At 67.8% G+C, this 12,682-nt stretch carries 20 protein-coding genes; all 20 read right to left on the reverse strand.

Features of this window, described 5'->3' with window-relative positions; translation table 11 throughout:
- Positions 1-4: 4 nt before the first annotated feature.
- A complete protein-coding gene (gene rpsH, locus DQE82_RS19470; RefSeq protein ID WP_013288624.1) occupies positions 5-412 on the reverse strand; it encodes a 30S ribosomal protein S8 in 408 nt (135 codons plus the stop codon).
- Positions 413-510: 98 nt separating this feature from the next.
- Positions 511-696, reverse strand: a complete 186-nt coding sequence (locus DQE82_RS19475; protein ID WP_007073023.1) for a type Z 30S ribosomal protein S14 — start codon at positions 694-696, stop codon at positions 511-513.
- Position 697: 1 nt separating this feature from the next.
- Positions 698-1,267, reverse strand: a complete 570-nt coding sequence (gene rplE, locus DQE82_RS19480) for a 50S ribosomal protein L5 (RefSeq protein ID WP_018784556.1) — start codon at positions 1,265-1,267, stop codon at positions 698-700.
- Positions 1,267-1,587 carry a 50S ribosomal protein L24 gene (gene rplX, locus DQE82_RS19485; protein ID WP_013288626.1) on the reverse strand — a complete coding sequence of 107 codons (321 nt, stop codon included), beginning with the start codon at positions 1,585-1,587 and terminating at the stop codon, positions 1,267-1,269. Before rplX ends, rplE begins: the two co-directional genes overlap by 1 nt.
- A complete protein-coding gene (rplN, locus tag DQE82_RS19490) occupies positions 1,584-1,952 on the reverse strand; it encodes a 50S ribosomal protein L14 (RefSeq protein ID WP_007073026.1) in 369 nt (122 codons plus the stop codon). The genes rplX and rplN overlap by 4 nt, the downstream gene beginning before the upstream one ends.
- Positions 1,953-2,050: 98 nt before the next feature.
- Positions 2,051-2,326 (reverse strand): 30S ribosomal protein S17, encoded by a 276-nt coding sequence (gene rpsQ, locus DQE82_RS19495; RefSeq protein WP_030501606.1) that lies wholly within the window; start codon positions 2,324-2,326, stop codon positions 2,051-2,053.
- Entirely contained in the window at positions 2,323-2,559 is a 237-nt protein-coding gene (gene rpmC, locus DQE82_RS19500; protein WP_013288628.1) for a 50S ribosomal protein L29, read from the reverse strand. Before rpmC ends, rpsQ begins: the two co-directional genes overlap by 4 nt.
- The gene (gene rplP, locus DQE82_RS19505; RefSeq protein ID WP_007465292.1) at positions 2,559-2,984 is read right to left on the reverse strand and encodes a 50S ribosomal protein L16; all 426 of its coding nucleotides are present in this window, start codon (positions 2,982-2,984) and stop codon (positions 2,559-2,561) included. Before rplP ends, rpmC begins: the two co-directional genes overlap by 1 nt.
- Before the next feature lie 3 nt (positions 2,985-2,987).
- A complete protein-coding gene (gene rpsC, locus DQE82_RS19510; RefSeq protein WP_013473694.1) occupies positions 2,988-3,875 on the reverse strand; it encodes a 30S ribosomal protein S3 in 888 nt (295 codons plus the stop codon).
- Positions 3,875-4,324, reverse strand: coding sequence for a 50S ribosomal protein L22 (gene rplV, locus DQE82_RS19515; RefSeq protein ID WP_018784552.1), 450 nt, complete (start codon positions 4,322-4,324; stop codon positions 3,875-3,877). Before rplV ends, rpsC begins: the two co-directional genes overlap by 1 nt.
- Positions 4,325-4,364: 40 nt before the next feature.
- Positions 4,365-4,646, reverse strand: coding sequence for a 30S ribosomal protein S19 (gene rpsS / locus DQE82_RS19520; RefSeq protein WP_007073032.1), 282 nt, complete (start codon positions 4,644-4,646; stop codon positions 4,365-4,367).
- 12 nt (positions 4,647-4,658) lie between these two features.
- A complete protein-coding gene (gene rplB, locus DQE82_RS19525) occupies positions 4,659-5,498 on the reverse strand; it encodes a 50S ribosomal protein L2 (protein ID WP_013288631.1) in 840 nt (279 codons plus the stop codon).
- Between the two features lie 12 nt (positions 5,499-5,510).
- Complete coding sequence (gene rplW / locus DQE82_RS19530; RefSeq protein ID WP_013288632.1) at positions 5,511-5,813, reverse strand: 50S ribosomal protein L23; 303 nt, start codon at positions 5,811-5,813, stop codon at positions 5,511-5,513.
- Positions 5,810-6,475 (reverse strand): 50S ribosomal protein L4, encoded by a 666-nt coding sequence (gene rplD, locus DQE82_RS19535; RefSeq protein ID WP_013288633.1) that lies wholly within the window; start codon positions 6,473-6,475, stop codon positions 5,810-5,812. The genes rplW and rplD overlap by 4 nt, the downstream gene beginning before the upstream one ends.
- A complete protein-coding gene (rplC, locus tag DQE82_RS19540) occupies positions 6,472-7,137 on the reverse strand; it encodes a 50S ribosomal protein L3 (protein ID WP_030501609.1) in 666 nt (221 codons plus the stop codon). The genes rplD and rplC overlap by 4 nt, the downstream gene beginning before the upstream one ends.
- Positions 7,138-7,148: 11 nt before the next feature.
- Complete coding sequence (gene rpsJ / locus DQE82_RS19545; protein WP_007073037.1) at positions 7,149-7,457, reverse strand: 30S ribosomal protein S10; 309 nt, start codon at positions 7,455-7,457, stop codon at positions 7,149-7,151.
- 355 nt (positions 7,458-7,812) lie between these two features.
- Positions 7,813-9,006: an elongation factor Tu gene (gene tuf, locus DQE82_RS19550; RefSeq protein WP_013288635.1), complete on the reverse strand. Its 1,194-nt coding sequence runs from the start codon at positions 9,004-9,006 to the stop codon at positions 7,813-7,815.
- A gap of 223 nt (positions 9,007-9,229) precedes the next feature.
- Positions 9,230-11,326: an elongation factor G gene (gene fusA / locus DQE82_RS19555; protein WP_030501610.1), complete on the reverse strand. Its 2,097-nt coding sequence runs from the start codon at positions 11,324-11,326 to the stop codon at positions 9,230-9,232.
- A gap of 75 nt (positions 11,327-11,401) precedes the next feature.
- On the reverse strand, positions 11,402-11,872 hold the full coding sequence (gene rpsG / locus DQE82_RS19560) for a 30S ribosomal protein S7 (protein WP_013288637.1): 471 nt from the start codon (positions 11,870-11,872) through the stop codon (positions 11,402-11,404).
- 1 nt (position 11,873) lies between these two features.
- Positions 11,874-12,248, reverse strand: a complete 375-nt coding sequence (gene rpsL, locus DQE82_RS19565; protein ID WP_007465318.1) for a 30S ribosomal protein S12 — start codon at positions 12,246-12,248, stop codon at positions 11,874-11,876.
- Between the last annotated feature and the right edge of the window lie 434 nt (positions 12,249-12,682).

Consider the following 12,682-nt stretch of genomic DNA (forward strand, 5'->3'; position numbering starts at 1 on the left):
CCCGTTACCAGACGAAGGCGAGGACTTCCCCGCCAACGCTCCGCTTGCGGGCCTGCCGGTCGGTGAGCAGCCCCTGGGACGTCGAAATGATCGCCACGCCCAGCCCGCCGAGCACCCGCGGGAGCCCGTCCGACTTGGCGTACACCCGGAGACCGGGCTTGGACACGCGCTTGATGCCGGCCAGGCTCCGCTCGCGGTTCTGGCCGTACTTCAGCTCGACGACCAGTCGCTTGCCGACGGCGCCCTCCTCGGGCTCCTCGACCGACCAGGTGGCGATGTAACCCTCGGCCTTGAGGACCTCGGCGATGTTCGCCTTGATCTTCGAGTAGGGCATCGTCACCCGGTCGTGGTACGCCTGGTTGGCGTTACGCAGACGCGTGAGCATGTCTGCGATCGGGTCGGTCATCGTCATGAAAACTCGTCAACCTTTCTCGCCGGGGTTCCCCGGGCCAGGCCCGGGGCCTACGGCGAAGAGACAGTTCAGCTGACGCGCCGGAGCGCGCCGGGCTATTACCAGGAAGCCTTGGACACGCCGGGCAGCTCACCGCGGTGGGCCATCTCCCGGATGCACACCCGGCAGAGACCGAACTTGCGGTAGACCGCCTTCGGACGCCCGCACCGCTGGCAGCGGGTGTACGCGCGAACCGAGAACTTCGGCTTCGCGGCCGCCTTGAGGATCAGCGCCTTCTTGGCCATCTCAGTTCTCCTTGAACGGGAAGCCCAGGAGCTTGAGCAGCGCCCGGCCCTCGTCGTCGGTCGTGGCGGTCGTGACCACCGTGATGTCCATGCCCCGCTGGCGATCGATCTTGTCCTGATCGATCTCGTGGAACACCGACTGCTCGGTCAGGCCGAACGTGTAGTTGCCGTGCCCGTCGAGCTTGCGCCCGTCCAGGCCGCGGAAGTCGCGGATACGCGGCAGCGCGATCGAGAGCAGCCGGTCCAGGAACTCCCACATCCGGTCGCCGCGGAGGGTGACCTTCGCGCCGATCGGCATGCCCTCGCGGAGCTTGAACTGCGCGATGGACTTGGTGGCCCGCCGGACCTGCGGCTTCTGGCCGGTGATGGTGGCCAGGTCGCGAACGGCCCCGTCGATCAGCTTGGCGTCGCGAGCAGCCTCGCCGACACCCATGTTGACGACGATCTTGACCAGCCGCGGCACCTGCATCGGGTTGGCGAACTCGAACTGCTTCTGCAGCTCGGCCACCACCTCGTTGCGGTACCGCTCCTTGAGGCGCGGCAGGGTCTTGGTTTCGGTAGCCGTGGTCATCAGAGGTCCTTACCGGTGCTACGCGCGATGCGGACCTTCTGGCCGTTGTCGTCGATCCGGTAGCCGACGCGGGTCGGCTTGCCGTCGGAGTCCAGGACCATCACGTTCGAGACGTGGATCGGGGCCTCCTGGGTGACGATGCCACCGGTCTTGGCGCCACGCTGGGTGGTGCTGATACGGGTGTGCTTCTTGACCCGGTTCACGCCCTCGACCAGGACCTTGTCCTGCCGCGGGTAGGCCGCGATGACCTTGCCCTTGGCACCCTTGTCCTTGCCGGCGATGACGACGACCGTGTCGCCCTTCTTGACCTTCACGGTCACAACACCTCCGGCGCGAGAGAGATGATCTTCATGAACCGCTTGTCCCGCAGCTCCCGGCCGACCGGGCCGAAGATACGGGTACCGCGCGGGTCCCCACCGTCCTTGATGATGACGGCGGCGTTCTCGTCGAAGCGGATGTACGACCCGTCCGGCCGCCGCTTCTCCTTGGCGGTCCGAACGACGACAGCCTTGACGACGTCGCCCTTCTTCACACCGGCACCGGGGATCGCGTCCTTGACGGTCGCCACGATGACGTCGCCGATGCTCGCGTAGCGCCGACCGGAGCCGCCGAGCACCCGGATGCACAGGATCTCCCGGGCACCCGTGTTGTCGGCGACGCGCAGTCGCGACTCCTGCTGAATCACGTCTATCTCCTATGTCTGCCGGTTCTCCGGCCGCTCAGGGCGGCCGGAGCCTGGCGGAACCTGCGCCCGACCGAGACCCGGCCGAGCTCGAGCCTTCGCTACTTGGCCTTCTCGAGGATCTCCACGAGCCGCCAGCGCTTGGTGGCGGACAGCGGCCGGGTCTCCATGATCAGGACCCGGTCGCCGATGCCGGCCGAGTTCTGCTCGTCGTGCACCTTCAGCTTGCTCGTACGGCGCATGATCTTGCCGTACAGCGCGTGCTTGACGCGGTCCTCGACCTCGACCACGACGGTCTTGTCCATCTTGTCGCTGACCACGAGGCCCTCGCGAACCTTGCGGCGGGCCCGCGCGGGGGCGGTGGTGTTCTCACTCATGATGCAGTCACCTCAGTCGGCGCGGCCGAGAGACCCAGCTCACGCTCACGCATGATCGTGTAGATCCGGGCGATCTCCCGACGGATGACCTGCAGCCGCCGGTTGTTGTCCAGCTGCCCGGTTGCGGCCTGCACGCGGAGGTTGAACAGCTCCGCCTTAGCCTCGCGCAACTTCGTGACCAGCTCCTCCTCGGAGAGCTCACGCAGCTCGGAGGGCTTGACGCCCGCTGCCATCAGGATTCACCCACTTCGCGCGTAACAATGCGGCACTTCATCGGGAGCTTGTGGATCGCGCGACGCATCGCCTCTCGCGCGATCTGCTCGTTGGGGAAGGACATCTCGAAGAGGACCCGCCCCGGCTTCACGTTGGCGACCCACCACTCGGGCGAACCCTTACCGGAACCCATCCGGGTCTCGGCCGGCTTCTTGGTGAGGGCCTGGTCCGGGAAGATCGTGATCCAGACCTTGCCGCCACGCTTGATGTGACGGGTCATCGCGATACGCGCCGACTCGATCTGGCGGTTGGTCACGTACGCCGGCTCGAGAGCCTGGATCCCGAACTCGCCGAACACCACCCGGTTACCACCCTTGGACGCGCCGCTGCGGTCCGGGTGGTGCGGCTTGCGGAAGCCCTTCGGGGGCTTGCGCGGCATCAGCATCTGTCAGCCCTCCTGCTGCGTTTCTGCCGGCTGGTTACCGACCGGAGCCGAGGCGGCTGCGGCGACAGCGCTGCTGTCGACCGGCTCACCGGCCGGCGTCTCCGCCTGCTGCGCGATGGTGGTCGCGGCAGCCCGGCCGGCCTCGGTGCCACCGGCGGTCGTACCGGACGAGCCCGAGCGGCCACGGCGCGGCCGGTCCGGCCGGTCGCCACGGTCGCGGCGCGGGCCGCGCGACGGGGCGGCCTCGGCCGGGGCCTCGCGGCCCGGGACGGCGTCGCCCTTGTAGATCCAGACCTTCACGCCGATCCGGCCGAAGGTGGTACGGGCCTCGAAGAAGCCGTACTCGATGTTGGCCCGCAGCGTGTGCAGCGGAACCCGGCCCTCGCGGTAGAACTCGGTCCGGCTCATCTCGGCGCCGCCGAGACGGCCCGAGACCTGAACCCGGATGCCCTTGCAGGCGGGGTTCTTCATCGCGGACTGCATCGCCTTGCGCATGGCCCGACGGAAGCTGACCCGGCTGGACAGCTGCTCGGCAACGCCCTGGGCGACCAGCTGCGCGTCCGACTCGGGGTTCTTGACCTCGATGATGTTCAGCTGGACCTGCTTGCCGGTGAGCTTCTCCAGCTCGCCGCGGATCCGGTCGGCCTCCGCACCCTTACGGCCGATGACGATGCCCGGCCGGGCGGTGTGGATGTCGACGCGGACCCGGTCCCGGGTGCGCTCGATGTCGACCTTGGAGATGCCGGCGCGCTCGAGGCCCTTGGACATCATGCGGCGGATCTTGACGTCCTCGCCGATGTAGTCCTTGTAGAGCTTGTCCGCGAACCAGCGGGACTTCCAGTCGGTCGAGATGCCGAGCCGGAACCCGGTCGGGTGAACCTTCTGACCCATTACTCGGCACCCTCCGTCGTGCTCTGCTCCTCGGCGGCCGGCTTGGCCGGAGCGGCCTTCTTCGCCGACTTCTTCGGCGCGGCCGGCGCGACCGCCTCGACCGCCACGGTGATGTGGCAGGTGCGCTTGCGGATCCGGTACGCCCGGCCCTGCGCACGCGGCCGGAACCGCTTCATGGTCGGGCCCTCGTCGACGAACGCCTCACTGACGAGCAGCGCGTCGGGGTCCAGCCGCTCGTTGTTCTCCGCGTTGGCGATCGCGCTCGCGAGCACCTTGTACACCTGCTCGCTCGCAGCCTGCGGCGCGAACTGCAGCACCGTGAGCGCCTCCTTCGCGGGCAGGCCGCGGACGAGGTTGACCACCCGGCGCGCCTTCATCGGCGAGATGCGCACGTGCCGCGCAACCGCCCGCGCGCCCGGAAGCACCGGAGCGTCGCCCTTTCCTGGCATCGCTGTAACCCCTTGTTCCTCTATCCGTATGCCCGCGGCGTCAGCGCCGGCGGCTCTTCCGGTCGTCCTTCTCGTGACCCTTGAACGTGCGGGTCAGCGCGAACTCGCCGAGCTTGTGCCCGACCATGGCCTCGGTCACGAAGACCGGGACGTGCTTGCGTCCGTCGTGCACGGCGATCGTGTGACCCAGCATCTCCGGGATGATCGTCGAGCGGCGCGACCAGGTCTTGATCACGTTCTTCGAGCCCTTGTCGTTCTGCGTCTCCACCTTCTTGAGCAGGTGGTCGTCGACGAACGGGCCCTTCTTCAGGCTGCGAGGCATGTCTTATCTCCCTCAGCCGCGCTTACGCGTGGCGTAGCGGCGGCGGACGATCAGCCGGTCGCTCGGCTGGCCCTTACGACGGGTGCGGCCCTCGGGCTTACCCTGCGGGTTGACCGGGTGGCGACCACCGGAGGTCTTACCCTCACCACCACCGTGCGGGTGGTCGACCGGGTTCATCGCGACACCACGGACGGTCGGGCGCTTGCCCTTCCACCGCATACGGCCGGCCTTACCCCAGTTGATGTTCGACTGGTCGGCGTTGCCGATCTCGCCGATGCTGGCGCGGCAGCGCACGTCCACACGCCGGATCTCACCGGACGGCATACGCAGGGTCGCGTACGCGCCCTCACGGCCGAGCAGCTGGATGCCGACGCCGGCCGAGCGGGCCAGCTTGGCGCCGCCGCCCGGACGCAGCTCCACGTTGTGGATGGTGGTACCGACCGGGATGTTGCGCAGCGGCAGGTTGTTGCCCGGCTTGATGTCGGCGCCCGGACCGGACTCGACGCGGTCGCCCTGCTTCAGGTCCTTCGGCGCGATGATGTAGCGCTTCTCGCCGTCGGCGTAGTGCAGCAGCGCGATGCGCGCGGTGCGGTTCGGGTCGTACTCGATGTGGGCGACCTTCGCCGGCACGCCGTCCTTGTCGACCCGCTTGAAGTCGATCAGACGGTACTGGCGCTTGTGACCGCCGCCGTGGTGCCGCGTGGTGATCCGGCCGTGGGCGTTGCGTCCGCCCTTCTTCGGCAGCGGAGCCAGCAGCGACTTCTCGGGCGTCGACCGGGTGATCTCGGCGAAGTCGGCAACGCTCGAGCCACGCCGGCCCGGCGTCGTCGGCTTGTACTTACGGATAGCCATTGTCTACACCCCTCAGCTGACCGGGCCGCCGAAGGCCTCGATACGGTCACCGTCAGCCAGCTTCACCATCGCGCGCTTGGTGTCCTTGCGCTTGCCGAACCCGGTACGGGTCCGCTTGCGCTTGCCCTCGCGGTTGAGCGTGTTGACCGTCAGGACGCGGACGTTGAAGATCTGCTGGATAGCGATCTTGATCTCGGTCTTGTTGGCGTCCGGGTGCACCAGGAAGGTGTACCAGTTGCGGTTCAGCTCGCTGTAGCTCTTCTCCGAGACGACCGGCGCGACGATGACGTCACGCGGATCGGCGATCGTGCTCACTTGCCATCCTCCTCGGTGGTCTCGGCGGGAACGCCCAGGAACTCGTCCAGGGCCTCCTTGGTGAAGACCACGTCGTCGGCCACCAGCACGTCGTAGGTGTTGAGCTGGCCGGCCTCGATCAGGTGCACCCGGCTGTCCCGCGCGTTGCGCAGGTTCCGCAGCGACACCCAGTTCAGCTCGTCGGTGCTGCTCAGCACGACCAGGACCCGACGGGCCTGGGTCAGCTTGGTCAGCGTGGCCAGGGCCGCCTTGGTGGACGGCTTCTCACCCGAGACGAACGCCTCGACGACGTGCACCTGGCCGGCGCGGGCCCGGTCGGAGAGGGCGCCACGCAGGGCGGCGGCCTTCATCTTCTTCGGGGTGCGCTGGCTGTAGTCGCGCGGCACCGGGCCGTGGACCACGCCACCGCCGGCGAACTGCGGCGCGCGGGTCGAGCCCTGGCGGGCACGACCGGTGCCCTTCTGCTTGTACGGCTTCTTGCCTCCACCGGAGACCTCGCCGCGGGTCTTCGTCTTGTGCGTGCCCTGGCGGGCCGCCGCGAGCTGGGCCACCACGACCTGGTGCATCAGGGCGATGTTGGCCTGCGCGTCGAAGATGTCGGCCGGCAGCTCCACGGAGCCGCTCTTGGCGCCTTCGACGTTGATCACGTCAACGGTGGTCACTTGGCCGCACCGCCCTTCTTCACCTTCGCCTTGGCCGCGGTGCGGACCAGGACCAGCGCGCCCTTCGGGCCAGGGATGGCGCCGCGGACGAGCAGGAGGTTGTTCTCGGTGTCGACCGCCTGGACGGTCAGGTTCTGGACGGTGTAGCGCACGCCACCCATCCGGCCCGCCATCCGGGTGCCCTTGAAGACGCGACCCGGGGTCGCGCAGGCGCCGATCGAGCCGGGCGAGCGGTGCTTGCGCTCGACACCGTGGCTGGCGCGCAGACCGTGGAAGCCGTGCCGCTTCATCGGGCCGGCGTAGCCCTTGCCCTTGGTCTTGCCGGTCACGTCGATCACGGCGCCGGCCGGGAACTCCTCGACCGTGACCTCCTGGCCGGGCGCGTAGTCCGCGGCGTCGGAGGTGCGCAGCTCGACGATGTGCCGGCGCGGCGCGACGTCCGCCTTGGCGTAGTGCCCGGCGATCGGCTTCTTGACCTTGCGCGGGTCGATGACCCCGTACGCCAGCTGGACCGCGGAGTAGCCGTCCTTGTCGGCGCTACGAACCTGGCTCACGACGCACGGGCCGGCCTGAACCACGGTCACGGGCACAACCTTGTTGTTGTCCCAGACCTGGGTCATGCCGAGCTTGGCGCCCAGGATCCCCTTGACTTGCCTGTCCATTTGTCCGGTCCCTACAGCTTGATCTCGATGTCGACGCCAGCCGGCAGGTCGAGGCGCATGAGCGAGTCGACCGTCTTCGGGGTCGGGTCGATGATGTCGATCAGACGCTTGTGCGTACGCATCTCGAAGTGCTCGCGCGAGTCCTTGTACTTGTGCGGCGAGCGGATGACGCAGAAACGGTTGATCTCCGTGGGCAGCGGCACCGGGCCAGCGACCTGCGCCCCGGTACGCGTCACCGTCTCGACGATCTTCCGAGCCGAGGAGTCGACGACCTCGTGGTCATAGGCCTTGAGCCGGATGCGGATCTTCTGTCCCGCCATGGTGGCTTCTGTTCCTTCTCTCGATGCCGCTGTGTTGCGGGCGCCTGTACCGGCTGGCACAGGCCCACTTCCGCCGACCCCCGCGGTCGGGCGTGTCGCGCCCGTGGGCCAGGCTCCGCCCCGGGACTCCGGAGCGATTCTCTGACCACGCGGTGGGTCATGGCGCCGATCGCGGGGGCCGCGACCTGGACGCCGCGCGAGGGTGGTTGACCGCCGATGGCGATCAACCACCCTACGCGAGACAGTCTGACTCCCGGAGGTCCAGCGTTAACCGGACGCAGGCGACCGACTGTCGTTACGCAACCTGACTAGTATGCCGCACGACCGGCGGCGACGCTAATCGGGGTTACCCAGCTCACTTGATGATCTTGGTGACGCGACCCGCGCCGACCGTACGACCACCCTCGCGGATCGCGAACTTCAGGTTCTCCTCCATGGCGATGGGCTGGATCAGCTTCACCGTCATCGAGGTGTTGTCGCCCGGCATGACCATCTCGGTGCCCTCGGGCAGCGTGACGACGCCGGTGACGTCCGTGGTCCGGAAGTAGAACTGCGGGCGGTAGTTCTGGAAGAACGGGGTGTGCCGGCCGCCCTCCTCCTTGGAGAGGATGTAGACCGTCGCCTCGAACTCCGTGTGCGGGGTCGTGGTGCCCGGCTTGATGACGACCATGCCGCGCTCGACGTCCTCGCGCTTGATGCCGCGCAGCAGCAGACCGACGTTCTCACCCGCGCGGGCCTCGTCGAGCAGCTTGCGGAACATCTCGATGCCGGTGCAGGTGGTCTTCATCGACTTCTCACGGATGCCGACGATCTCCACCTCCTCGTTCGGCTTGAGGATGCCGCGCTCGGCGCGACCGGTCACCACGGTGCCGCGACCGGTGATCGTGAAGACGTCCTCGATGGGCATGAGGAACGGCTTCTCGGTCTCGCGCTCCGGCTGCGGGATCGCGGTGTCCACGGCGTTCATCAGGTCCAGGAGCTTCCCGGTCCACTCCGGGTCACCCTCCAGGGCCTTCAGCGCCGAGACCCGGACGACCGGCAGGTCGTCACCCGGGTACTCCTGCGAGGAGAGCAGCTCACGGACCTCGAGCTCGACGAGCTCCAGGAGCTCCTCGTCGTCGACCATGTCGCTCTTGTTGAGCGCCACGACGATGTACGGCACACCGACCTGACGGGCCAGCAGCACGTGCTCGCGGGTCTGCGGCATCGGGCCGTCGGTCGCCGCCACCACCAGGATCGCGCCGTCCATCTGCGCGGCACCGGTGATCATGTTCTTGATGTAGTCGGCGTGACCGGGGCAGTCGACGTGCGCGTAGTGACGCGCCTCGGTCTGGTACTCGACGTGCGCGATGGAGATCGTGATGCCGCGGGCCTTCTCCTCCGGCGCCTTGTCGATCTCGTCGAACGGCGTGTACGGGTTCAGGTCCGGGTACTGGTCGTGCAGGACCTTGGTGATGGCCGCCGTCAGCGTCGTCTTACCGTGGTCGATGTGACCAATGGTGCCGATGTTGACGTGCGGCTTAGTCCGCTCGAACTTCGCCTTCGCCACTGGTGTCCTCCTGTGGACTTTCTTGGTTCGTTCGCCCCGGCGCGCCGTTCGGCGCTTAGGACTCTGTCGACAGCCTTTCCGGCCGGAAGGCCGGAGAGCTTTTGTGGGTTCTGCGGCGATGAAGCCTACAGGCCCGGTCTCACGCAATCCGATCGAGGTGGCCGCGGGCGGGAGAACCCTCCCGCGACCGCCCTCGTGTCATCGGATCAGCCGAGGGTGAGTGTCACTCACCCGTCGCCTTGGCGATGATCTCCTTGGCCACCGAGTTCGGAACCTCGGCGTAGGAGTCGAACTGCATGCTGTAGCTAGCCCGGCCCTGGGTCTTCGACCGCAGGTCGCCGACGTAGCCGAACATCTCCGACAGCGGCACCAGGGCCCGGACGACGCGAGCGCCGCTGCGCTCCTCCATCGCCTGGATGATGCCACGCCGGGAGTTGAGGTCGCCGATGACGTCACCCATGTTCTCCTCAGGAGTGGTGACTTCAACGGCCATCATCGGCTCGAGGAGAGCGGGGTCGGCCTTGCGGGCCGCCTCCTTCATCGCCATCGAGCCGGCGATCTTGAACGCCATTTCCGACGAGTCGACCTCGTGGTACTGGCCGTCCACCAGGGTGAGCTTGACGCCCACCAGGGGGAAGCCGGCGAGGATGCCGTACTGCATGGCGTCCTGCGCGCCCGCGTCCACCGAGGGGATGAACTCCCGGGGGATGCGCCCACCGGTCACGGCGTTGGCGAACTCGTAGGTCGGGGCCTCGTTGCCGAGCGGCAGCGGCTCCACGCTGATGATCACGCGGGCGTACTGGCCGGAGCCACCGGTCTGCTTCTTGTGGGTGTACTCGACCTTCTCCACCGCGCGGCGGATGGTCTCGCGGTACGCCACCTGCGGCTTACCGATGTTCGCCTCGACGTTGAACTCGCGGCGCATCCGGTCGACCAGGATGTCCAGGTGCAGCTCGCCCATGCCGGAGATGACCGTCTGACCGGTCTGGTCGTCCAGCTTGACGCGGAAGGTCGGGTCCTCCTCGGCCAGCCGCTGGATGGCGGTGCTGAGCTTCTCCTGGTCGGCCTTGGTCTTCGGCTCGATGGCCACCTCGATGACCGGCTCCGGGAAGGTCATCGACTCCAGGATGACCGGGTTCGCCGGGTCGCACAGCGTGTCACCGGTGGTGGTCTGCTTCAGACCCTGCACCGCGATGATGTCGCCGGCCTGGGCGGAGCTGCGCTCCTCCCGCTTGTTGGCGTGCATCTGGTAGATCTTGCCGATCCGCTCCTTGCGGTCCTTGGTGGAGTTGATCACCTGAGAACCGGACTCGAGCGTGCCGGAGTAGATCCGGACGTACGTCAGCTTGCCGAGGTGCTTGTCGGTCTGGATCTTGAAGGCCAGGCCGGAGAACGGCTCGGAGACCGAGGGCTTCCGCTGCAGCGGGGTCTCGCCGTCGGTGGCCGTACCCTCGATCGCCGGGATGTCCAGCGGCGAGGGCAGGTACGCGACGACCGCGTCCAGCATCGGCTGGATGCCCTTGTTCTTGAAGGCGGTACCGGTGAGGACCGGGTTGGCCTTGCCGGCGATGGTGGCCCGGCGGATGGCGGCCTTGATCTCGTCGGCCGAGATCTCCTCGCCCTCGAGGTACTTCTCCATCACCGAGTCGTCGACGTCGGCGAGGGTCTCCATCAGCTTCTCGCGCCACTCCGCAGCGGAGTCGGCGAGGTCGGCCGGGATCTCCTCGACCGCGTAGTCCTCACCCTTCTGGGTCTCGCCGCGCCAGGTGAGCGCACGCATCTCGACCAGGTCGACCACGCCGATGAAGTCGGACTCGGCGCCGATCGGGATCTGGAGCACCAGCGGGGTGGCGTTGAGCCGGTCGATCATCATCTGCACGCAGCGGAAGAAGTCGGCGCCGGTCCGGTCGAGCTTGTTGACGAAGCACATCCGGGGGACGTTGTACTTGTCCGCCTGCCGCCAGACGTTCTCCGTCTGGGGCTCCACGCCGGCCACGCCGTCGTAGACCGCGACCGCACCGTCCAGAACCCGCAGCGACCGCTCGACCTCGACCGTGAAGTCGACGTGGCCGGGCGTGTCGATGATCTGGATCGTGTGGCCCTTCCACTCGCACTTGGTGGCGGCGGAAGTGATGGTGATACCGCGCTCCTGCTCCTGCTCCATCCAGTCCATGACGGCGGCGCCCTCGTGGACCTCACCGATCTTGTACGTGATGCCGGTGTAGAACAGGATTCGCTCGGTGGTAGTGGTCTTACCGGCATCGATGTGGGCCATGATGCCGATGTTGCGTACGTTGGCGAGCGCGTCTGCGGCGGCCACTTCAATCCCTACTTATCGTCGTCTCGACACAACTGGTGGCGGTTCCGGCGCCTGCCGGCGCCGGAACCTCAGGTGTTACCAGCGGTAGTGCGCGAAGGCCTTGTTGGACTCGGCCATCTTGTGCGTGTCCTCACGCCGCTTGACGGCGGCGCCGAGGCCGTTGCTCGCGTCCAGCAGCTCGTTCATCAGCCGCTCGACCATGGTCTTCTCGCGCCGGGCCCGGGAGTAGGTCACCAGCCAGCGCAGACCGAGCGTGGTCGCGCGGGACGGCCGGACCTCGACCGGAACCTGGTAGGTGGCGCCACCGACACGGCGGCTGCGCACCTCGAGGGTCGGCTTGACGTTGTCCATCGCGCGCTTGAGCGTGACGACGGGGTCGGTGCCGGACTTCTCGCGGCAGCCCTCCAGGGCGGCGTACACGATGCGCTCGGCGAGCTGACGCTTGCCGCGCAGCAGGATCTTGTTCACCAGCTGGGTGACCAGGGGCGAGTTGTACACCGGGTCAGCGACCAGCGGCTTCCGCGGAGCGGGTCCCTTACGCGGCATGTCAGCTCTTCTCCTTCTTCGCGCCGTAGCGGCTGCGAGCCTGCTTGCGGTTGCGGACACCCTGGGTGTCCAGCGAGCCGCGCACGATCTTGTACCGCACGCCGGGGAGGTCCTTCACACGACCGCCGCGCACGAGCACGATCGAGTGCTCCTGAAGGTTGTGGCCGACGCCCGGGATGTAGGCGGTCACCTCGATCTGGCTGCTGAGCTTGACACGAGCGACCTTGCGCAGCGCCGAGTTCGGCTTCTTCGGGGTGGTGGTGTACACGCGGGTGCACACGCCGCGCCGCTGGGGAGACCCCTTGAGCGCCGGGGTCTTGGTCTTGGTCGTCTTGGCCTGACGGCCCTTTCGGACCAACTGCTGAATGGTGGGCACCGGGTTTCTCCGCTCCCTTCGGCCGCTGCGAGGCGACCGCGCCGTCTGCTCCAGCCGTCCGGATGGGCGGCTCTCCTACATTCCAACCGGGGCCGCCTGACGGCGTCCCAGCACCCGCGGTCGGGCGTGTCGCCCAAGTCACGGTCCCGGTGCCAGCCGCTGGCGCGTCGTACCGGGTTGTTTGGTCTTGATGGTGCGACCGCGCGATTCACCGGCTGACCGGTTCCAGCGCACGCACGCATTGCCCGGGCGAGCCCGGGCACAAGGGGAAAGAGTACCTACCACAGCCGCGCCGGTCAAAACGGATGGGTCGGGAGGACCGCTGCCGCGGTCCGCCGGGCCGGTCTCCGGATCGCCGACGCGCCCATGATGGGCACCTACAGTGACAAGTGTACCGGCTCGTCCGCCGCGCGGCCCGGCGGCCCCGACACAGC

Source organism: Micromonospora sp. LHW51205 (assembly GCF_003315815.1).
Lineage (GTDB): Bacteria > Actinomycetota > Actinomycetes > Mycobacteriales > Micromonosporaceae > Micromonospora > Micromonospora chalcea.